Below are 22,881 nucleotides of genomic sequence, written 5' to 3' on the forward strand. Positions count from 1 at the left end.
CTAAGAATTTCGATATAGAAAAGTCAATAGCATTATAATCGAAATTGTACTATCTGTAAGATGTGGTTGCAATTGAACCTTTATAATTTGCAAGGTTTTCCATAAGTGATTTTTAACTGTTTTAGGCGATATACCTAATAAGTCAGCTATTTCTTGATTGCTCTTACCTTGTTGTTTCGACAATACGAAAATGCTGCGTTTCTGAATAGGCAAGGTTTCCAAGATGTCGTCTACAATGGTTTCGTACTCTGAAAGTAGTAATGTATTCTCCGTTTGCGCATTAATATAAGTGAGGTTCCGCCACAATTCTTCCTTTAGAGACTTTTGATTGGCAATAGTTCTCAGGTAATTATAAGTCAGGTTTTTTGCTATTGTATAAATAAAAGAATCAAAGGAATATGCTGTATTAATATCTTCACGCTTTAACCATATTTTTATAAAAACTTCCTGTAGAATGTCTTCGGTAGCGTAGTCTGACTTGGTCATGGAAAAAATGAAATAGTACAATCTTTTTTCGTAACTATCGAAAATCTCGCGAAATGCAAATTTGTTACCTTTTTTAAGGGATAAAAGAGTTTGTTCGATTTGTCTATCGGATTTTTTCACCGCCCTATATCGTATGTAGATTAAACTAAGCGTACTCTAAGTTTCAAAGTAACTTGATTTTTATGATTATCCCTACCTCATATTGTACAAAACACGATACTTTTTTTGCAAAACAGGTATTTTTTAAAGGAATTCATTATTTTTTTGACCATATTGTTGCAAAATGATAAAACATGGCGCCTAATTATAATAAGTTTCTATTATGAGGCTTTGGCTTTTGGTTTTGTGTTATTGTAAGAACGGATAATTATTTTTTACAAATCAGTATAGCGGAAGCATATTTTTGAGCGGTTGAACTCCTTTTTTTAATTTGGGGGGTGCGTTATCAGTAGAATTAAGGGAACTTGAAATTTACCAACATGGGGTAGTGGTCCGATATCTTTTCAACCTTCTTAGTAGTGAAAATCAGGCTTTTTTTACTTTGCTTGCTTAAGTTCGGACTGGCCAAAATAAAATCAATTCGTCGTTGTTGTGCTTGAACGGCTGTCAAGTCGGGTTGCCATTTGGGTATGACCAAAGGAGAAGGATTGGTAACCAACGCTTTTGTGTTGTTTTTATGAATTACGTCAATCAAACCCAAGTCGAGGTAGGTTGTTAATACCTTAAAATCAGGCTTTATTTTTGGCTTGGTTTCCAAATAAGCGGCATCTAATGGACTTTCAGCATTAAAATCGCCTAACAGTATAACTTTATTGCCCGCATCGAGTTGCTCTTTTATTTTGGCCGAAATGATTTCTGTTTCATAAAATTCGCTTGGCCAGAGGTGAACTACAAAAAAATGAATGTCGTAAGATTTGACATGTAGGTATCCGTGATGAAAGCCCTTTACCTGTTTTTCAATGACCTCAATGGGGCGATCGGAAGTCAATCCCATGGCAAAGCCTTCTTCTTTAAGTAAAATGGCATGGGCATGGTTCCATCGACTGGCCATTTCTTGAAATCCCTCGCTACTTAGTCCGTTTAGTTCTTGGAGGGCTACTACATTTGGTTGTTTTGATTTGATCCAATTACTCCCTTGAGATATTTTAGTTTTGTGGTTGAATTGGTAAAGCACGTTCCAATTCAGAACTTTTAAAGACTTTGCTTTTGGCAAGATATCGTTCGGTTTAGTATCTCCGAGAGGTTGCGAAAAAGAACAAGAGCAAAGGAGTAGTAGAATAATCTGAATAGTACGTATCATCAATATTTTGAAATCAAGAAGGTAAATTATTTCTTAATATGTAGCGTGCGATTATCTTCCCGCCCATACCCCACAATCTCTAACCGGTCGTCATAAACATTGATTGTACCGTATGAAGTTTGCTCGGTATCGACCATGCCTTTCATGGTCAAATAATGTATGCCTTTTTTTTGAGCATAATTGCCTACGTGGTTATGACCGTTGATATAGGCTTTTACACACTGATAGTTTTCAAGTAGTTCAATAACTTCATTGGCATTCCATAGGTTGTGAACGTTTTCTGGAAATACGGGAAAATGACAATAAAGAATGACTTTCTTCCCTTTTTTTGAAGCGCTTTCGAGAACACGCTTAAGCCATTTCAGTTGTTTTTTGCCCAGCGCACCGTTCCATTTAGGAGATTCAATTTCATATTTTGTATAGTAGGCTTCCGCAGATTTATACTTTTTACTGTTCTTGGGATAGGCATGAAAACTAACATCATTGCCATTGAGGACAACAAAGCGCCAATCCTTTACATCAAAATCGTAATAGGGGGAAGGTAGACCCATTCGTTCAGATACCTTATGTTTTAATGTATCGTCCACCGAAAAATCGTGATTGCCCAAAACATGGTATTTGGGCATTTTTAGGGAATTATAAATGGGCCCAACATCATCAAAACTTTCCCAGTCCTTGTCTATGAAGTCACCCAGATGCACCGTGTAGGCAAGATTCATCGTATTCAAGTGAGTCACACATTGCTCCAGTTTCGTATCCGACTGGTCATATTTTCGAACACCCGTACCTACTTCGTTACAATACTGACAGTCGGCAATGACCCCAAAAGAAAAATATTGCTCTGCCAGGGTCTTTTGACCGTAGCTTGTACAGCTAAACAAAACAATAAAAGCGATGGGCCATTTTGCTCGCCCCCGAGTAAACAGGGAATATAAAACTGAAAATTTTTCCAACATCATTTATTTAGTCCCTAAGATATTCCAAGGCGATCCAATCAGCTTGGGCAATATGCTGTTTCTGATTACTTGGGTTTTTAAAGACCACGAAAAGATCTCCTTTTTCAGATTCCGGTTTTACGGCAATATCGTAATGTTTTGTCACCTCCTTGCCGAAATATTTCAACTTTGTCTGTCCGATTAACGGTCCATCAACGGCACCTTCCCGAATCTCCAATGTGCCTTCAAAGTGATAGTCTGAATTATAAAAAGTCGCAAACCGAACATTGTTGAGGTTCTTCAGACTTAGGTTGTTGAATCTTAAAAATGAATTGTGTGTTACAGGACCGGCCACCCGTGAGTAATTGGTGCTCCATGCTCCCAGTCCCTCACTTTTTGCATCGGCATTTTCAACTTCGATTTTGTTTATCCTAAAAATTAACTGCTCGTTGGCCACTAGTTCAGCATCTGGCTGTCCTTCTTTTCCCTTATCGCGATAGGAAGCCATCAGTACATATGCGCCATCGGTATCTTTTGCATTTAGATGCTTGTTGAAATTGAGTGTACCCGTTAATGGCAATGTCTTTGATGGTGTTTCTTTTTTTGGTTTTAAAGATAAAATGTATGAAACGATTTTGCTTACCTCCGCCACTTCGAGCTGTGGATGTGCCGACATTGGGCTTTCACCCCAAACTCCGGCACCTCCTTTGATGATTTTTGAAATCAGATAGGCACGGTCGTCTTCGTTATATTTTTTGGCTATCTCGGTATAACTTGGTCCGTTTACTTTTTCAGCGATAGCATGGCAGGCTTTACAGTCGGTTCCGTCGATAATCTTCTTTCCTTCGGGAGTTGTATTCTTTTGGTGGCCTATCGTCGCTTTTACCAAATCTTTCCCTTCCTGAATATAATCGAAGGTCACCTTGACATCATCGGGAGAAATACTGCCATCTACCGTGGTACCATCTTGTTGGTCGGTAACGATTACCTTATAATCCACTTTTTTATTGTCCCAAAAAATACTATCGTTGGGCTGTATCTGAATGCTCAGTACCGGGGGGTCATTGCCTACCCTAATTTCTGTATTGGCCGTGGCAAAATTTCCTTGACTGTCCTTTACTTTTAACCGTACGTTTTGAATACCATCTTCAGAGAATGTAAAAGAAGGTTCCTTTTCTGTCGATTGAACGGTGTTGTTGGTAAATGACCATTCATAGGTAAGCTGGTCTTTATCGTAGTCTAACGACTTGGCGGCTGAAAACTTTACGGTCAATGGTGCTCCTCCCACTGTTTTATCAACTTCGATTTGAGCTACCGGGTTTCTATTTCCGCTGATATAAGATATCGAACTCAATCGCGCATCAAGATTTTGGCTATTCCATTTTTGACCGTATTCCAAAATATAGAATTTTCCATCGGACCCAAAAATCATGTCCATCGGATGCGAAAACTCGGTATTGGGCATAAAAGCATCGGCTTTTACATAATTATGGTTTTCATCTAAGGTTATCACATAGATCCAATCGCGCATCCACTCATAGAGAAACAATTTGTCTTCGAAATATTCAGGAAATTGTTCTTTGGCATTGGGCTGATCGGAAGCATGAAAAACAGGTCCGGCCATGGGGTTGATGCCCCCGTCGCCCATCCAGGGAAACTCTTCGGATCGGTAGTAGGTCATCGGAATCATTGATTTCTGGGCTGGAGGCAATTTCTGTATTCCTGTATTGTTCGGTGAGTTATTGACGAGGTTTTCGGGATCAAATTTTGGCCCTGATTCCTCGGCCGCAAAATCGTAATCGTTATAGGGTTCATTGTATCCTCTGGTATACGGCCATCCCCAGAAGCCAGCCTTTCGGGCCTGATTGTATTCCCCCATACCACTGGGGCCACGATCGGGGTCTGCTTTACCCGCATCTGGGCCGACATCGCCCCAATATAGGTAGCCTGTTTTGCTATCGATAGAAGGTCGAAATGGGTTACGAGAGCCCATGACATAAATTTCAGGTCGTGTTTTAGGTGTGCCTACGGGGAAAAGATTTCCTTCGGGAATAGAATAAGTGCCATCGTCTTCGGGTTTTATACGAAGAATTTTACCTCTTAAATCGTTGGTGTTGGCCGCCGATTTTTGTGCGTCCCAAAGTGCTCTGCCCTCCCGTTCGTCAATAGGGGCGAAACCAGAAGATTCAAACGGATTGGTGTTATCGCCCAGACCGATAAACAAGTTGCCATTAGGACCAAATTCCAGGGCGCCTCCACTATGGCAACATTTGCGCAGGGTCGGTATTTCAAGTAGTATTTTCTCTGAGTCGAGAATTAATTTTTTATCGATAAGATCAAAACGTGAAATACGTTGTATCGATTCGTCACCGGCTTTGGAGTAGAATAAATAAATCCAATTGTTTTGTTGGTAATTGGGGTCTACAGCCAGCCCCAGAAGGCCGTCTTCATTGCCATAGAAGAGTTCCATTTGTGCCAAGACCTCCGTTTTTTCAGCCTTAAAATCATATAATTTTAGAGCTCCACGTCGTTCCACGAATAAAATACCTTGGCCGGGGAGTTCATCCAGTTCCATGGGCTCGTTCAGGTTGAAATCAAGCACCTTTTTTACAAAACGGTCTTCTGGAGGCACGCGATCCGTTTTTGCCAAGGTATAATTTAAGGAGTTTTCGCCCATGGCATATCGGATACCACCAAGCAAGTGGTTTAAAAATGTAGTGTTTTCATATGTTTCTTCCGTATGCCCGAGTTCTGTATAAAAAGCCCGTCCGCCATCGAAATCATGGTACCAAGAAATAGGATGATGTTCGCCATTCTTGCCCCCTTCATAACTGCTTTCGTCAACTTCCATCAATACCTTGATATCGGGATTGATGCTTTTGAAATTGTACCATTCATCTGATTTGCTCCATGTGTTTTCCAAGGATTGTGTCGAAGGATGATTTTTGTCAATGACTTTTAGGGTGGCTTCCTGTATTTTCGGATGACTCTCGAAATAGGCGCCTACCAATTTGTTATACCAAGGCCAATCGTATTCGGTGTCTGTAGCTGCATGTATGCCCACAAAACCTCCTCCGGCCTGAATGTAGCGTTCTAAATCGGCTTGTTGAACGTCGTTTAGGATATCTCCCGTAGTATTCAAAAATATGACCGCCGCATACTGTTTTAATGAGTCTTCTACAATATATTCGGCATCTTCGGTGGCTGCTACTTCAAAATCGTTTGTTGCTCCCAGGTTTTTTACTGCGGTTACCCCAGCTTCAATAGAAGAATGTCTGAAGCCTTCGGTTTTACTAAAGACAAGTACTTTTTCCTTTTCTGTACCGCAAGATAGTGCTAAACTAAAAAGAAGGGCGACTAGAAGATATTTAGCAACAAAGGCCGCCTTTAAAGGCGACCTTTTGGTATTGCAATTGGTATAAAGTGGTTGGTTATTCATGTTGGATGTTATTTTTCAAGATCTTTGATTCTAATATTGCGAAACCATAGTTCGGCACCGTGCCCTAAGAAACCGATATGGCCTTTATTTCGCTGTAGACCCGGGTGTTCTTTGTGGTCTGCAGGTCCGTTTTTCGAAGCTTCTTTCATATTGCCTTCGAGAATGACCGTACCGTTTAAAGTTATTTTGATGTCATCACCCTTGACGATTACTTCTTGGGTATTCCATTCGCCGACAGGTTTTAGAAAACCTCTTTTTGCGGCAATGATGCCGTAAACCGATCCATGATATTGATAGGGCTTCAGGTTGGCATAAATCTCGGCGGTATTATCAAGAATTTGTAATTCTTTACCTGCATATGCGGCATCACCTTTTAAAGGTGCATGTATGCCGAGGCCATTGTTCGCACCGGGGGTCAGTTTAAACTCGAACCGGAATATAAAATCGGAAAATTCTTCGGCCGTAAACAAATTGCCATGGCCTCCTTGCGAGGGTCGTACGGCCAACTCACCATTTTCAATAAGATAATCCGTTTTGTTACCGATCCAATAATCTAGATGTTCGCCATTGAACAAGGCCCTAAAACCTTCCTTTTGCTCTGATTCGGTCAGGGAAGTACCTTCCGAAGAAATTTCCCGTACATAGACATTTCTAAAACCTAGGTCTTCACCATGCGCTTGTAATTCGATAGCTTCTTTTGGAAAAATAGGTAGGTTTCGGTCCCAGTAATTCTCCAAAACAACATTATCTGTTACTAATACACCATTCAGATGTACTGTAACACGGTCGCCCACCATTTTTATACGGAAGGTATTCCACTCATCAATAGGGTTGTCGGCTACGGTCAGCGGTTTGCTTTCGTGTTTTTGGTTATTGTAAAGTCCGCCACTACCTACTTGGGCACCAGCATCCACACGGGCGATATCCCAAATCTGTACCTGTGGGGTACCTCTTAGGTAAATACCGCTGTCACCGCCTTTGGTGATTTTCCAGTCGACCAGCATTTCAAAATCACCATAATCTTTAATGGTGCATATGTTGTTGTAACCCTCTCCTTTAAACCCGATGACCCCGTCTTTTATAAACCAGTCTTTCATCATCTGTTCGTTGGCCGCTTCTTGTAACCGGGCCAATTTACTTTTTGACATTTTGCCCCTCGCGATCGGATTCTCTACGAGTCCTTCCCAACCAGAGAAATCGGTGCCATTGAATATCGAAACAAATCCTTCTTCCTTGGGCATCTTATCTAAAAACTCTTTGACATCGATTTTGATGTATTGACTATCTTGACCGGTAAGGTTATTGACGCTTCTAGAGACAATGTCGCGAACGACTTCGCCGCTTAGACCATTATCGACACCTGGTGTAGGCAGGGCTATGCGGATAGCTGCATTTGATGCAGTAGTGATCAATTCGTTGTCGTTCAAAAACCCTGAAACAAAAATCAAACTCAAAAAGGTCTTGGTTCCCGATGCCGCTTGAATAATCAGTTTCTTTTCGGAAACCGTTTTGGCGAATGGCATCAATTTACGCACCAAAAGTAATTTTTGTTCATCAGGATAATGCGATTTTGACACTTTTGCCAAGTATCGGGCAAAAGCCTTTTGACGCTGTGTGTTATCAGTAGTACTTTTTGCCGCATCGAACAAGAGGGGAATGGCTTCATTGTTTTTCCACTTGGCCAACGCATCGGCTGCAGCCAATTTTTCAGCCGCATTGCCTGATCTTAGCTGCTTTGAGACCAAATCCAGCGCTTTGTCAGAACTCAATGTTGCCAATACTGGGGCGAGTTTTGATTTGTCGATTGCTTGATCGTAGGCCTGATAAACTTGACTTCCTTGGGCTCCTTCCGTTGCTTCGAGGACGCCGATAATCGCCTTTTGAACATTACCGATATTCGTTTCATTGGTTGCGGTGGATAGCATTTTCGTAAGATCGGAAATATTGCTTGATCCAGAAATGGACGGCAAGGCAGCGTAGACTGCCTGTTTTATGTCTTCATTGCCGTTGTCGGTCAATGCGGTAATGGTATTGAATTGCGATGTTGCATTGCGTGCTGCCAATACATCTATCAATACGACCTTGCCATTAGCACCAGTTTTGTTTAGATTGTCGGCCAATGTTTGGTTGTCTTCGGCGCTTACAATTTTTAATAGACTTTCTTTTAAAGCAGTGAATTCTTCAGGAGAGGTAGCGGTATTTAGGGTTTGTATTAATACCGGAAGTGCCTTGTTCTTTTCCTGATAGGGAAGGGCTTTGATACCGGCAATGCGTACTTCCTTGCTTTTGTCGGTGACGGCCATTAGAACGGCTTTTTCATAAACAGAAGCTTCATCACGTTTTTCGAGCATTCCGACCAATAGGGCCTTAGTTAGCGGGGAAGCTTTTTTATAGTACTTCACCCATTTTTCAACTTCTTCCGAGGTTAGGTTTTCCGAAGCTGCATCTAAAACAGCAGCGACATATTTGTGATCGGAATTTTTTGCTTCCTTAAGTAGGGTCTTGTTGAATGCATTGCCTTCGTTCGCTCGTAAAATATGAACCGCAACTGATTTGAAATTTAACTGGTCTTCAGAATCACAGTTCTTGAGCATTAACCTGGCCACTTGCGAACTAAGTGCCTTGTTTCCGGTTTTGGTCAGTTGGCTGGCATAATGTGATAACGCCAATATCGACTTAGAGGCATCTAATTCGTAGTTCGATGCCGCTGCGGCTTTTGTTAAAGTTTCAAAAGAACCGGCACTGGCAATTTCACCCAAGGCCATGAGCGCTTTTGATTGTACTACGATATCGCTATAAGTGGCGTATTCTTTTAATGCTTCTTCGGATGGAGCATATTTTAATGCGCCCAAGGCATCGATAAATTCAGGAAGCTTTTTCCCGTCTACATTTTTCATGCTATCGAAAATTGCTTTCGAAGCTTCAGGGGTGCCAATGTTCGTCAATGTGGCAAGTGCCGGTAGAAATAGATGATCGTCGCCTAAATAATTGCTGAGTGCAACGACGCTGGAGTTACTTCCACAATGCATCAAACGTCGAATTAGAAAGGTTTTTATTTCGTTGTCGGAGGCTTTTTCTAGCGCTTTAAGCAAAGCATTTTCAACGATACCACCTGTAATAGATGGTGTTTTTCCACCACTGTAAATGGCAACGCTTTCTATGGCATATCTTGCTTGGGTATCGTTTCCACTGCCCAAAGGAACAAGCTTGTCGGAAAACTGAAGAATACCCTCGGTACCAAGACCGATGATTTCTTCCATTAACCTGTCGGAATGTTCTAAGTCTTTGGTCGGTAATTGCGCCAGAATATCGGCGACCTTTGTTTCCAAAGTTCTATTGATCTGGCCCGTAAGTATGTTAGACGTGCAAAGGAATATAAAAAGTGCACTGATGTTAATTATAGTTTTTCTCATCTTCAAATAATCGGTTAATGAACTTCTTTTTACTAATAGGCCCATGAAGAACGCATCGGTTGATCGATTAATCGATTCGCTTCTTCATCATTAATGAACTCTTGCTTTATAGGGTCGAATTCCAAGGTTCTTCCCAAGCGCAATGCAATAATCCCCATGTTCACCACGGTTGCCGAACGATGTCCGTTTTCCTCGTTCAGTGCAAATTTTTGCCGCGTTTTTACCGATTCGGAGAAAACGGTTATTTGTTCCTCGGGATCGGGGAGACTATCGATCAAACCTTCTATATTCGGAATGGTGGACTTAAATCCGTTAAAAATTTTACCGTCGGGCCCTTCGATGTAAGCAGCATTTTTATCCTTGTTCTCGCCGTCTAAAATTATTTGGCATCCATCGGCATAGGTGTAAATAATCCGTCTCCAAGTGCCGATAGCATCATAATGTTGTTGCGGGGCATCGACTTCTACTTTTATCGGGCTATCGTTGTCTTTACCCAAAAAATATTGTACGGGGTCAATATAGTGCTGTCCCATATCGCCAAGACCACCGCCGTCATAATCCCAATAACCTCGGAAAGTAGAATGTACACGGTGTGGATTGTACGGTTTTTCGGGAGCTGGTCCTAGCCACATATTATAATCCAATTCTGAAGGCACAGGTTGTGGTTTAAGATTTTCTTTTCCTACCCAGTAAAATTTCCAGTTAAAACCCGTAACCCCGCTAATGGTGACTTTTAGGGGCCAACCCAAAGCTCCACTGTCAACGACCTTTTTGAGTTTTTTTACAGGAGTTCCCATCCCATAGAAATTATTTTTAAACCGGAACCATGTATTCAACCGGAACATTTTGCCATGTAGGTTCATGGCTTCAACTACTTTTTTACCTTCTCCAATGGTTCTGGTCATTGGTTTTTCGCACCAAACATCCTTACCTGCTTCGGCAGCCATTATTGACATGAGTCCGTGCCAATGGGGTGGGGTGGCGATATGTACAATGTCAACATCGGGTCTGGCCAATACGTCACGAAAATCGCGATATCCTTTGACACTACTTCCAACCTTTTTTAAAGTGCTTGATAGGTGATTGGCATCGGCATCGCAAATGGCCAATAATTTTGTGCCTTCATATTCTAAATGGCCTTGACCCATACCTCCAACGCCGATTACCGCTTTGGTCAATTGGTCGCTGGGTGGTATAAAATTGACGCCTCCCATTACATGTCTCGGAATTATACTGATTCCTGCTGCCGCGACTAGTGACTTCTTTACAAAGTCTCTGCGACCCGTCGTTTTTTTCTTCATAATAGCTGTGTTCTTAGATACTCAATTCTCCTTTTTTTCGGCAAGATAGTTCTTGAGCAGTGTATTTCAAACTGAAAAATGGCCGACTAAAGCATAGCCGGCCATTTTTAAAACTAAACTAACTCAAAACAAACTAACTAAAATTATATATATCATTTTTTTCCAAGGCACGTTGTAAGATAGTTCTTATGCCATTGTGGGTAAAATGAATTTAATGTTTCAATATAATACTATTTGGGCATTGTCACACCTATGGTGATGCCAATTTAATATATTTTCGAAATTAGTTCTATTTTATACTATTTGCTACTATATTTTAAGCAAAATATGATACTATTTTTGCACTAGCTCTATTTTTTAAGTTTTTTAGATAAGTTTGGTAGCAATGGTCTTGTAATTGGTTTGCCTAAGTGTCTCTTGAACTGGGTTTTAAGGGTGATTTTGCTTCCCGTTTTGTAGAATGGTGTTGGAAATTTCTATTAGCTCCCTACTTTTCTAACTTCCTTTGTTGTTTAGGGGACAATAAAGACAACCCATAAAAAAATGGCCGGTTAGCAAGTAACCGACCATTTAAAAAAAAACTTGAAGATTGTTTAGTTGCCTCCGCTACCAACGGTAGGGTTGTTCAAATCCCACCATAAGCGTTGCGAATTCAAAGCAATAGGACTTTCATCTCTCGGACTGGTAAACCCTTGGTCGGAATTGGCTTGCAGCCATTTTGCAACATTTAGGTCACCTGGTTCTGGAGTAGGAATTCGTCTCGGGAACGGAATCTCTGGAGTATCTATTGGAGACCTTGCCAGTAACGAAGATCCGTATTTGGGGTATCCCGTACGCATTGAAAGAATCCATCCCTCATCAGGCAGGCGATAAAAATTAAGAAACTGTTGGATATATACTTTCTCAAGGTCATCGGTGCCATTCAGTTGAATCGTAGGATTGGACAAATAATTGGCCATTTCCGTTTCACTTATGGGCTGATATGGGTATTCTTTATCGGCGACCCGCAATGTTAAATCTTGTTTTTCGCCCAACATAGTGTAGGTTTGCAATGACGATTCAATACCTCTCGTATACCAATCTGTGGCATCTCCGGTCGCATAGCCTTTCAATATGAATTCCGACATCATAAAACATACTTCTGCATATGATAACATTACATCGACGTAATTGCCCTCAGGCTCTGGTAAGCCGCCATATCTGAACCCACAATTCTGAAGCAGTCTTCTATTATATTTTGACAGCATCGTCGCATTGTTACCAATTGTGTTGGGCTGGTCTTGGTACAAATAATAATCGGGAATACCGATGTTCGGGTCATTTCTAAAGGTAGGAAGGCCGATATAGCGATACCCTAAAATATCTTCCCCTTCTTCGGTGGTGTATAACACCTCGGTGTCGTTGTCAATATCCACTGCTGGTGAAATGTTACTGGGATCTTCGAAGGCATCAATGGTTTCTTGGGTATAGCCGTTGGGTTCGTAAAATATACGAATTCTAGGGTCGGCAGTTGATTTCATGAATTCTACCATGGGTTCTGCCGCCCACATAACACCTTTCCATTCAAAATCAGCGCCAGCGGAACCACGATAGGTACCCCCCAAGTCAATGGTCAATTGATCGTCATTGCTTTCGAACAACCGCCCGTCTGTGGTCACACTGCTAATTATTTCGCGGGCCTTTGACTCGTTCTGAGTGAAAAGACGTGTTGCAATTCGTAACTTTACGGCATTGGCCAATTTGACCCATTTGGTCGCATCGCCCTGATAAGCCAAGTCGCTGGAAGAAAAGTCAAAATTATTCTCAATGTTCTCATCCATTTTATCAATGGCATTGTTCAGCTCTTCCACCAATTGGTCTAAAATGGCTTCTTGTTTGTCGTAGTCGGGGTCTAAAACTCCTTCCCTTCTGCCGTCGGCAGCTTGTGAATAGGGTACATCGCCATACTGGTCGGTAATTCTAAGGGCAAAAAATGCCTGTAGAATCTCTGACGCCCCAACCAATTTCTGATAGAACTTTTGTTCTTCTTCCGATAGCGTAGCTATCTGAACGCGCATTTCGTTCAAATGGTTCAATACAGTGATATAGAAGGTGCTGTATTTGCTACCGGGTAAAATGGTATTGACATCGCTGTCATTGGCGTTGCCTTGTACCAAGTATTGGGCCCAAGTCATTTTTTGATGGTTTTCATGGTACCATTCGCCGCCACCTTTATAGGTGACCATTTCTTTTTGTGCATAGGTAAAAAGTGTCTCTGGTGGAGGAACACCAATATCGGGATCGGTATTCAACGAAGCAAAATCTTCATCGCAAGAGACAAGAAGCACTAAGCTTATTGCTAGATATATAACTTTTTTCATGTTATTTTTTTTGTAATTAGAAGTTGAGTTTTATGGCAAAAGATACTGACCGAACGTACGGTGAGGACTTTTGCTGTAACGGATTCGCCGCCGCGTTACTACTTAAGGTCGGATTGATATTGTCCGGTAACGAATTGTACAAGAATCCTAAATCTCTTCCTGTTAAGGATAAAGAAGCGCTTCTGATTAATAATTTGTCCAATATTTCGGAGGGAACGTCATAGGTAAGACTTAACTCGCGCAAGCCTACCCAACTTGAAGTGTATACTCCGGTAATGGGGGTTCCGGTACTAGCCGAAGTCCATCGATATACATAACCTGACCAATGTGTTGGCTCTACTAGTCCTTGGTCGTACGCCTGTTGGTAGGTCATTCCTCCTACGTCAACGGCTGTTCTGTTGTCTGCTGGTCCGGAAGTAACTGTAGACCCATCAGGGAAAACACCATTGGGAATATAACCATCTTCATAGGTTTTTCCATAAAAGTTTTGTCCTTGTCCCTCACTGGTCCAAGTGATTCCGCCCTGGGATGCATCCCTGTTGGGTAATGAACTTTCTAGAACACCTTGGTGCAAGCCATACCGAGCATCGGCAGAATAGATTTCTCCTCCGAATTTGGCATCAACGATAGCACTTAAACGCAACCTTTTGTAACGAAATGAAGTGTTCATGCCTCCATACCAGTCAGCCTGCATGTTGCCCATAACATAAAGCGAATCTTTATTTTGAATACCGATGGGGTAGGCTACCGACCAGCCATTTCTATTGGCCAATACGGGAACGCCATGATTTTGTGTATTCTCACCATCATAATAATCATATCCCCTACGGGTAACCAAATCACCATAAGCACCGCCAACATAAGCATAGGAAGCCGTTGCGGAGTTCGAATCGTCGGGGTTTCCAAAAAGCTGGAATTCATTGATGCCCGGGGCCAATTCGATAATTTTGTCACGGTTTCGGGTGTAGTTTGCGCCAATATCCCACCCGAAATCTTCGCTGTCGACTACAATCAGGTTCAGGGAGGCTTCAATACCTTGATTCTGAAGATTACCTGCATTAATCAATTGACTTGAGATTCCTGATTCAGAGGGAACCTGTAAAGGCAATATCTGATTTTTGGTGTTGTCTTTATAATAAGCAACATCTAGGTTGATCCTGTTGTTGGCGAACCGTAAATCAATACCTGTTTCAAACGAATATTTCTTCTCAGGTTTTAAGTCAAGTGGAACGGCCGTACTGTTTTCAAATTTAAAGGCATTGATATCGGAGTTCGCATTAAAGGTGTCGGCAATGAACCCTGTGGAAAGTCGGTAGGGATCGGTATCGTTACCCACAATGGCATAAGAGCCCCTTAGTTTGGCAAAGGAAATAAACTTGGGCAATGCAAAGGTCTCGCTGGCTACCCATGATAAGCTTGCAGAGGGGTAAAAATATGAGTTGTTGCCCGTGCCATCAGGGTATACCAAAGCAGATGACCAGTCGTTTCTTGCGGTAAGACTCAAGTATAAATCGCGCTTATAGCTAGTGTTGAAAAATGCATATGCCGAGTTGATTTTTTTTCGTGGTCCTATTCCGCCATCACCAGTAATGGGATTTCTAGAGTTTTCAAGGGCAAAAAAGTTTCTGATTTTAAAACCACCCGAAGTGCTTCCATATTGGCTCTGTTCTTTAGACGTCCAAAGTTCGCCGCCCAACAATAGATCCATTCTAAAATTATCGTTCAACTGTTTATCGAAGAACAACTTGGCCGAAAAGCTATGTTGAAAACGTTCGCCGTTGGCAAAATAATAGCCGCCGTTCAACCGATCTCTATTGTCAGCGTATGTTTTGTCTTCTTGGTTGTAAGTATACTGATTTACGTTACCCTCAAGTGTCGCCGTTATATTATCGGTGATATTGTAGTTTAATTTAATATTTGAGATAAACGAACCTTCGGTACGCACGTTTTCGTCTTTTAGGGCATGTAACCATATACGGCTCATTCGCGTGTAGTTGTAATTATTGCCATAAGGGTGTGGTACGCCACCATCTACATCTAAATAATTGTTCCGCCATTTATTGACATCATAATTACGTGGAAACCCATCATGAAACCAATGTGACAGTCCGCCAGGATTCAATGGATTTTTTGCCTTTGATCTGGTGTAGTGCATTGCCGCACTAACGGTAAGTTTATCTTCGATTAGATCTTGTGATCCTTTAAAGCTAATGGAGTTCTTGTCAAAATCGTTACCCAATTCTACCCCTGATTCGGAAAAGTTTGAATAGGAAAGTCGAAAGGTGCTCGTTTCACTGCCTCCATCAATCGAAACATTGGTGTTTCTGAGAAACCCAGTGTCAAAGTAATCTTGATAATTGTTCGGCTGTGCTACCCAGCGTGCGCGAGAGCCATCATAATCTATGATTTCTTGACCGTCGAATCGTGGTCCCCAACTCGCTGCATGTTCCTCATACGAATCAAAAGCCATCGAAGGAAGCCCTGTATCGAGGTCGTAAGTGAAGAATTGACTTGTGTCGTGAGCGTCGTCACGGGTTCTAGTATTCGGACCGTTAGTAACAAAACTAAAACCACCGGCCGTAAGTCCCGAACCATATTGGTTCTGAAAATCTGGCGAGTCATAAACGGTTCGTATACCGACCGTTTGATTGACACTGACCCCAAGGCCTTTTCGTTTTGAGCCGGATTTCGTTGTTACGATGACCACACCGTTCAAGGCACGTGATCCGTAAAGCGCCGCCGCTGCCGCTCCTTTTAAAATAGAAAAGGTTTCAAAATCGTCAGGGTTGAGGTTCTTTAACTGATTTCCCCAGTCGGCACCTTGTGTGCCACTGACATCATTGTCTAGAATAACACCATCGACAACAAATATAGGCTGGGTATTTTGGTCAAAAGTAGAGTTGCCACGTACCGTAATTCGTGTGCCGCCAAATGTACCTCCGGCGGTCGTGCTTATTTGTACACCAGCCGTCTTTCCTTGAAGTGAGTTGACCGGGTTGACCTGTACGGTCTTGGCAATCTCATCGCCCTCGATTTCTGATACAGCGTACCCCAAGGCTCTTTCTTCACGTTTGATACCTAGGGCCGTAACGACAACTTCATCAAGTGCGGCAGCATCTTCTTGCATGCTGACATCAACCGTAGCATTGGCGCCCACGGTTACACTTTGACTTTTCATGCCTAAGTAAGAGAACAGAAGAACATCTCCATTAGAGGCACCAATGGAATAGTTTCCGTCAAAATCGGTTTGTGTTCCTGTTGTACTTCCTTGTACTAGAATATTGACACCGGGCAGTGGTACGCCCTGTTGATCGGTAACCGTTCCTGTCACCGTGTTCTGTATGGTCTCTTTAACGAGACTCGACTTTAAATCGTGGATGTTCGTATTAGGTGTGCCGGCATAGGTATAGAGCATTCCTAATGAAACAAGCGCCGAGAATAAAATCGACCCGAGCTTTGGGTTCTCTTTGTGGGTATTCGTATGTGAACACCGGGGTATTTTACTTTTTTTCATTTTTTCGAGTGAGTTTTAGTGATTCTGGTATTTAGAATGCCTTTTTGGTCCAAATGGTGGCAAAGGAATTCATTGTTGTTGGTACTGTTTTTTGATTTAATTTTTCTTCATAGAAAGGTGATTTATGGTTGAACTTGACTCTAAATAAAGATGGGCACGGTTTTCTGAAAACCTCTTTATTTTATGCTATCGAAATTAATTCTATTTTTTACAAAATGAAGGTGAAATTTGAATAAATGATGATATTTTTTTTGCTATTCTTTCTATTTTTTTAACCCTTTAGAATATTGTGTACTGAAAAAAATGCATAAATTGCTTTTTATTTGCTATTCTATGAAACTTCATTTGCTTAATAGGGCCAGTTCTGAAGACAGCTCTTTTTCGGTTGCCTACAATCGATATCCGAACTTTCTTAAGATTTGGCACCATCACCCCGAATTGGAATTAGTCCTTATTAAAAAGAGTACTGGCACGCGCTTCATCGGTGACAGTATTGAGAAGTTTGCGGAGGGCGAAGTAATATTGATTGGGGAGCACCTACCACATATGTGGCTCAACGACGAAATTTATTTTGATTCTGATTCAGATTTAATGGCGGAAGCTCTCGGAATTCACTTCAGACGTGATTTTTTGGGAAGTCAATTTTTTGACAAGCCGGAAATGCAGTTGATATCGAAGCTGATCGAAAAAGCTCGGCAAGGGATTAAGTTTATTGATGTGGATCCAAAATTGATTCGGAGTATTGAAGATCTTATTAAGGTTGAGGGTTTTGAAAAAACAATGCAGTTTCTTGATGTTTTGTTTCTTTTGGGGAAACATAAAAATTATCGCCTGCTGGCCAGTGCTGGCTATGTCAATACTTTCAATCAAGCAGAAGGCAAAAATTTAGATGAAATTTATGCCTATATTTTTAAAAATTTCAAGAATCCGATTCATTCGAAAGATGTGGCGGCAGTTGCCCATATGAACGCCTCGGCATTCAGTAGGTTCTTTAAACGGGTTCATCGTAAAACTTTTACAAAATACCTCAATGAAATTAGGGTAGGCTATGCCTGTAAGTTGTTGATGGAACAAAAAAACAATGTGTCTTTGGTTTGTTATGAATCAGGGTTTAACAACATCTCAAATTTTAATAGACAATTTAAGGCTATCATGCATATGTCACCCACGGAATACATTCGACTTCATGCGCATTGATGGGGGCAATAATGACTGTGAGAGCAAAAAAAGTATTGGTTAGGGTGTTTTTTTAAGTAGAGAAATGAGATGGCAACGATTAGATTTGTGAATATACTTTTATGAACGAGCGGTCCTATGAAAAATTTTGAAATACTAGGGAAAGCGGTTGGTTTTCGGATATTTGGATCGTGATATGGCTCGAATGTCATAATTGTATTTTAATTTTCGAGAAGGAAGTAATATTGAAAAAAAGAAGTCGAATAAATGATTGAGTGCATCCTGATTAAATTAATGATAAGAACATCAGGTTTTAATTGGTAAAATGAAAAGATGAAGAAAAAAATTATAGGTTTATTGGTTTTTATGGTTTTTATGGCCTGTAAGGAAGAACAAACAGGGTTGACCATGGCTACCGCAAGTACCATTCCCATTAATGAGGCAGATACAAAAGACTCGATTATTGTTAAGGCCGCCCATGTGGTTCCAACTCCCAATCAATATGAAGCTTTAAAAGACGAGTTTATAGCTTTTATCCATTTTGGTCCGAATACATTTACCCGTATGGAGTGGGGCAATGGTATGGAAGATCCCGCGATATTCGATCTGCAAAATCTAGATACGGAGCAATGGTGTAGGGCAATGAAAGAAGCTGGAATGAAAAAGGTTATTTTGACCGTCAAGCACCACGATGGTTTTGTACTTTGGCAAAGTCGCTATACACAGCACGGTATCATGTCGACGCCCTTTAAAGATGGTAAAGGTGATATTTTAAGGGAGCTGTCGGATTCTTGCGAAAAGTACGGATTGAAATTGGGCGTTTACCTTTCTCCTGCTGATTTGTATCAAATTGAAAACCCTGAGGGACTTTACGGGAACCTTAGTGAGTATACTGAACGAACAATACCCCGACCGGTTGAAGGGAGACCTTTTGAGAACAAGACCACTTTTAAATTCAAGGTCGACGATTACAACGAGTATTTTTTAAATCAATTGTTTGAATTATTGACCGAATACGGTCCTGTTCATGAAGTCTGGTTCGATGGTGCCCACCCGAAGCGTAAAGGGGGACAGACATATAATTACTTGGCTTGGAAAGAATTGATCAATGAACTGGCACCGAAAGCTGTGGTTTTCGGTAAGCAAGATATTCGTTGGGGCGGTAATGAAGCTGGGCGAACAAGAGATACGGAGTGGAATGTTATTCCGTACGTCGACGATCCAGCGAAATTAAATCGATTCGCCGATTTGACAAATCCGTCCTTGGGACAGCGTGAAGAGCTTTATGAAGGTAAATTTTTACATTACCAGCCTGCCGAAACGAATACTTCGATTCGAGAAGGTTGGTTTTATAGAGATGATGTTTTCCAGACTGTTCGAAGTACAGATGATGTTTTTGATATTTACGAAAGATCGGTTGGGGGTAATTCTACTTTTCTTTTAAATATTCCCCCGAACAGAGAGGGGAAATTTTCATCAAGGGATGTTGAGGTGCTGAAAGAAGTTGGTGAGCGCATTGATGCAACTTATGGAAGGAATTTGTTGGCAGGCGCTGACGGACCAACAAACGCTTTAGACGAAGATACATTGAGCTATGAACTGCTCGATGGTGACTCCAAAGAAATAATAATAACAACACCTGAGCTTGTAACCTTGAATCGATTGGTTTTGCAAGAAGCGATTACCACACATAGTGAGCGTGTTGAAAAGCATGCTATTGATGCATGGGTAGATGACGCATGGAAGGAAATTGTGACGTCCACGAATATTGGATACAAAAGAATACTGCGTTTTCCTGAAGTAACTACAACTAAAATTAGAATTAGGGTGTTGCAGTCACGAATGGCACCAGCCCTATCGAATGTGGCGGCACATTATTATGAGAGTAGGCCACCGCAATTGTCCATTATCAGAAATGTTGATGGTGAAGTAACTATTCAACCCAAAAAAGAGGCTTTTGCATGGCATTCTTGGAAACCTGATGCGGATAATATTTCGAAAAATCTAAATGGAGATTTTTCGATCAGATATACTACTGATGGCAGCGAACCCAATAAAAATTCTACACTTTTTGATGGGCCGTTTAAAATCAATTCAGGAGAAGTTAAGGCCATTGCCATACGTGAAAATGAATTGGGGAGTGTTGCCGCCGCAACTTTTGGAATTGTAAAAAAAGGATGGAAAGTTATCGCAACGGATAGCAATGCCGCAAAATCGGAAGTTGGGTTTGCCATCGATGCGAATACTGATACCTATTGGTCTTCGGGACCTAAAGGGAGGCCTCACTTCGTTTCAGTAGATCTCGGCAAAGCATATAATATAAAGGGGTTCGCTTATACCCCACAGACCGAGAACGCAAGTGGAATGATAGAAAAGGGTATCATAAAGACCAGTTCGAATGGTACATCGTGGAAAACAGTGGAGACTTTTGAATTCGGAAACCTTATCAATGACCCCACGGCCCGTACCCATAATTTTAAGAACACCATAACGGCGAGATTCGTGAGAATAGAGGCAGTGGTTATTGCCGGTGGTGGAAATACGGCGACTATTGCCGAATTGGATTTTTTTGAAGAATAGTAATCTGTAATAAAAATCAATGAGAAATTTGAGTTATTTACCGGCGCTTTTGATTTTGTTATTTGTGGGCTGTTCCCCGGTCACCAATGATATTTATATTGAAGCCTCGGATTCCGATAGGAATAGTACGCCTAAAAACGGACCGATTTATAATTCTATTGAAGAAGGGCTTGACCAAATAATCTTGTTGCGTGAAAAGGGGTTTAACGACGATTTGACTATTCATCTACTACCTGGCAAGCACAGGTTGAGAGCTCCCATTACAATTTTGCCAAAACTGGGTGTTTTAAAAATAAAAGGGGAAGGTACCGACAAAACTGTGATTAGCGGCTCCCAAGAGTTAAATGCTGCTTGGGAAAAATATGATGAAAATATCTGGGTCGCCCAATTGGATGAAAGTGCAGATTTTGATCAACTTTTTATTGAAGGTAAACCTCAAATTTTAGCACGCTACCCAAACTATGATGAGAATGGTGGGCATTGGCAGGGCCATGCTTCAGATGCGATCGCACCTGAAAGAGTAAAAACATGGAAAAATCCTAAAGGAGCTTTTGTTCACGCTATGCATAGCGGTGAATGGGGCGGTTTTCATTACAAGGTTTCCGGAGTTGATGAAAAAGGCGAATTGATTTTACAGGGCGGTACTCAGAATAACCGTCCTTCTAAAATGCATGGAACCTATCGCATGGTAGAAAACGTATTCGAAGAATTGGACAGCCCTGGCGAATGGTTCTTAAACTCGGAAGGAAAACTATATTATTGGCCTTTGCCAAGCATTGACTTAAATAAGGTACTCATTGAAACTGTTCGGAAAAAACATTTATTGAATATTATTGGAACAGAAGACAACCCTGTAAATGGAGTATCGGTAGAAGGAATTCGTTTCGAACATACCAAACGAACGATATTTGAGAAATATGAGCCGCTTTTGCGAAGTGATTGGACAATTTATCGCGGTGGCGCTGTTTTTTTAGAAGGTACTGAAAACGTTTCTGTGACGCAATGTGAGTTTGTAAACCTGGGTGGTAATGCCATATTTGTGAGCAATTACAATAGAAATGTTCAAATCGCCAACAATCACATCCATGACTGTTCAGGTTCTGGGATCTGTTTTGTTGGTAGTCCCGATGCGGTTCGTTCCCCCTCTTTCCAATATGATGAATTTGTTCCGCTTGAAGCGATTGATACCCTCAAAGGGCCGAAAAACAATACCTACCCGGCAAAGTCACTGGTTGATAATAATTTGATTTATCGTACCGGGCGATTGGAAAAGCAGACCGCTGGTGTTGAAATCGCCATGGCGATGGATATTACCGTGAGTAATAATAGTATTTACGATGTTCCGAGAGCAGGTATTAATATTGGTGATGGCACATGGGGCGGTCATGTTCTTGAATACAACGATGTGTTCAATACGGTTTTGGAATCAGGGGATCATGGTGCCTTTAACTCTTGGGGACGGGATCGCTTTTGGCACCCCAATCGAAAAAACCTGAATGAAATTGTTGAACAAAACCCCGAAATGCCTAAATGGGATGCCATCAAAACGACCATTATCAGAAATAATAGGTTTCGATGTGACCATGGTTGGGATATTGATCTTGATGATGGTTCGTCTAATTATCATATTTATAACAATGTATGTTTGAATGGCGGACTAAAGCTTCGAGAGGGATTTTATCGCACTGTCGAGAACAATATTATGATCAATAATGGTTTTCATCCGCATGTTTGGTTCAAAAACAGCGGTGATATTTTTAGACATAATATTGTGCTCTCTGAACATAAAGACATTCGATTACAGGAATGGGGCCAAGAGGTGGATTACAATCTTTTTCCTGATGAAAAAGCGCTTGAGGATGCGCAAAAAAAAGGGGTAGATGCAAATAGCGTTGCAGGAAACCCCTTGTTCTTGAATGCATCTGCGGGTGACTATACGGTGAAAGAGGGTTCATCTGCACTTGAAATCGGCTTTAAGAATTTTCCGATGGATGTATTTGGCGTCAAGGAACCGAAACTGAAAAATCTGGCAAAAACACCGGCCATTCCCTCGCTATTCTTTGGAAACGCTATGGACGAAAATGCCGTTCATGATTGGTTGGGTGCAAAAATTAAAAATATTACCACAATGGCAGAACGTTCGGCTTCCGGCTTGTCCAAAACAGCTGGGGTTGTTATTGTCTCACTTGATGAAAATGGCATTCTTAAAAAATCTGGAATACAAGTCGGTGATGTTATTATCGAAAGTGAAGGCGATGCCGTGGATACGGTAGGAAACTTAATGAAATCTTTCCAAAGCCATAATTGGAGAGGCAAAATAAATGTACAGGTATTCAGAAACCAAAAAGCACATAGTATCACCATAAAAACAAAATAG

The 22,881-nt window shown here is 41.3% G+C and carries 11 protein-coding genes; 3 read left to right on the forward strand and 8 right to left on the reverse strand.

Annotation, left to right across the window (positions count from 1 at the left end; genetic code table 11):
- From AACZ88_RS07105 to AACZ88_RS07140, 8 genes are all read right to left on the reverse strand, one after another.
- On the reverse strand, positions 1–606 hold the full coding sequence (locus AACZ88_RS07105) for an RNA polymerase sigma-70 factor (RefSeq protein WP_339708319.1): 606 nt from the start codon (positions 604–606) through the stop codon (positions 1–3).
- Positions 607–940: 334 nt separating this feature from the next.
- Complete coding sequence (locus tag AACZ88_RS07110; protein ID WP_339708322.1) at positions 941–1,786, reverse strand: endonuclease/exonuclease/phosphatase family protein; 846 nt, start codon at positions 1,784–1,786, stop codon at positions 941–943.
- Positions 1,787–1,812: 26 nt separating this feature from the next.
- Positions 1,813–2,745 carry a metallophosphoesterase gene (locus AACZ88_RS07115; RefSeq protein ID WP_339708325.1) on the reverse strand — a complete coding sequence of 311 codons (933 nt, stop codon included), beginning with the start codon at positions 2,743–2,745 and terminating at the stop codon, positions 1,813–1,815.
- Between the two features lie 4 nt (positions 2,746–2,749).
- Positions 2,750–6,160 (reverse strand): ThuA domain-containing protein, encoded by a 3,411-nt coding sequence (locus AACZ88_RS07120; RefSeq protein ID WP_339708328.1) that lies wholly within the window; start codon positions 6,158–6,160, stop codon positions 2,750–2,752.
- Between the two features lie 8 nt (positions 6,161–6,168).
- Entirely contained in the window at positions 6,169–9,573 is a 3,405-nt protein-coding gene (locus tag AACZ88_RS07125; protein WP_339708331.1) for a DUF1080 domain-containing protein, read from the reverse strand.
- 32 nt (positions 9,574–9,605) lie between these two features.
- A complete protein-coding gene (locus AACZ88_RS07130; RefSeq protein ID WP_339708334.1) occupies positions 9,606–10,874 on the reverse strand; it encodes a Gfo/Idh/MocA family oxidoreductase in 1,269 nt (422 codons plus the stop codon).
- A gap of 593 nt (positions 10,875–11,467) precedes the next feature.
- Positions 11,468–13,234, reverse strand: a complete 1,767-nt coding sequence (locus AACZ88_RS07135) for a SusD/RagB family nutrient-binding outer membrane lipoprotein (protein ID WP_339708338.1) — start codon at positions 13,232–13,234, stop codon at positions 11,468–11,470.
- Between the two features lie 16 nt (positions 13,235–13,250).
- A complete protein-coding gene (locus AACZ88_RS07140) occupies positions 13,251–16,748 on the reverse strand; it encodes a SusC/RagA family TonB-linked outer membrane protein (RefSeq protein ID WP_339708341.1) in 3,498 nt (1,165 codons plus the stop codon).
- Positions 16,749–17,081: 333 nt separating this feature from the next.
- Between AACZ88_RS07140 and AACZ88_RS07145 the strand changes: the two genes are divergently transcribed.
- The 3 genes from AACZ88_RS07145 (at position 17,082) to AACZ88_RS07155 (ending at position 22,881) form a co-directional block, all read left to right on the forward strand.
- Entirely contained in the window at positions 17,082–17,945 is an 864-nt protein-coding gene (locus AACZ88_RS07145; protein WP_339708344.1) for an AraC family transcriptional regulator, read from the forward strand.
- 312 nt (positions 17,946–18,257) lie between these two features.
- Entirely contained in the window at positions 18,258–20,504 is a 2,247-nt protein-coding gene (locus tag AACZ88_RS07150; protein WP_339708347.1) for an alpha-L-fucosidase, read from the forward strand.
- 19 nt (positions 20,505–20,523) lie between these two features.
- Positions 20,524–22,881 (forward strand): PDZ domain-containing protein, encoded by a 2,358-nt coding sequence (locus AACZ88_RS07155; protein WP_339708350.1) that lies wholly within the window; start codon positions 20,524–20,526, stop codon positions 22,879–22,881.

The sequence above is a fragment of the uncultured Kriegella sp. genome (genome assembly GCF_963975415.1).
Classification (GTDB): domain Bacteria; phylum Bacteroidota; class Bacteroidia; order Flavobacteriales; family Flavobacteriaceae; genus Kriegella.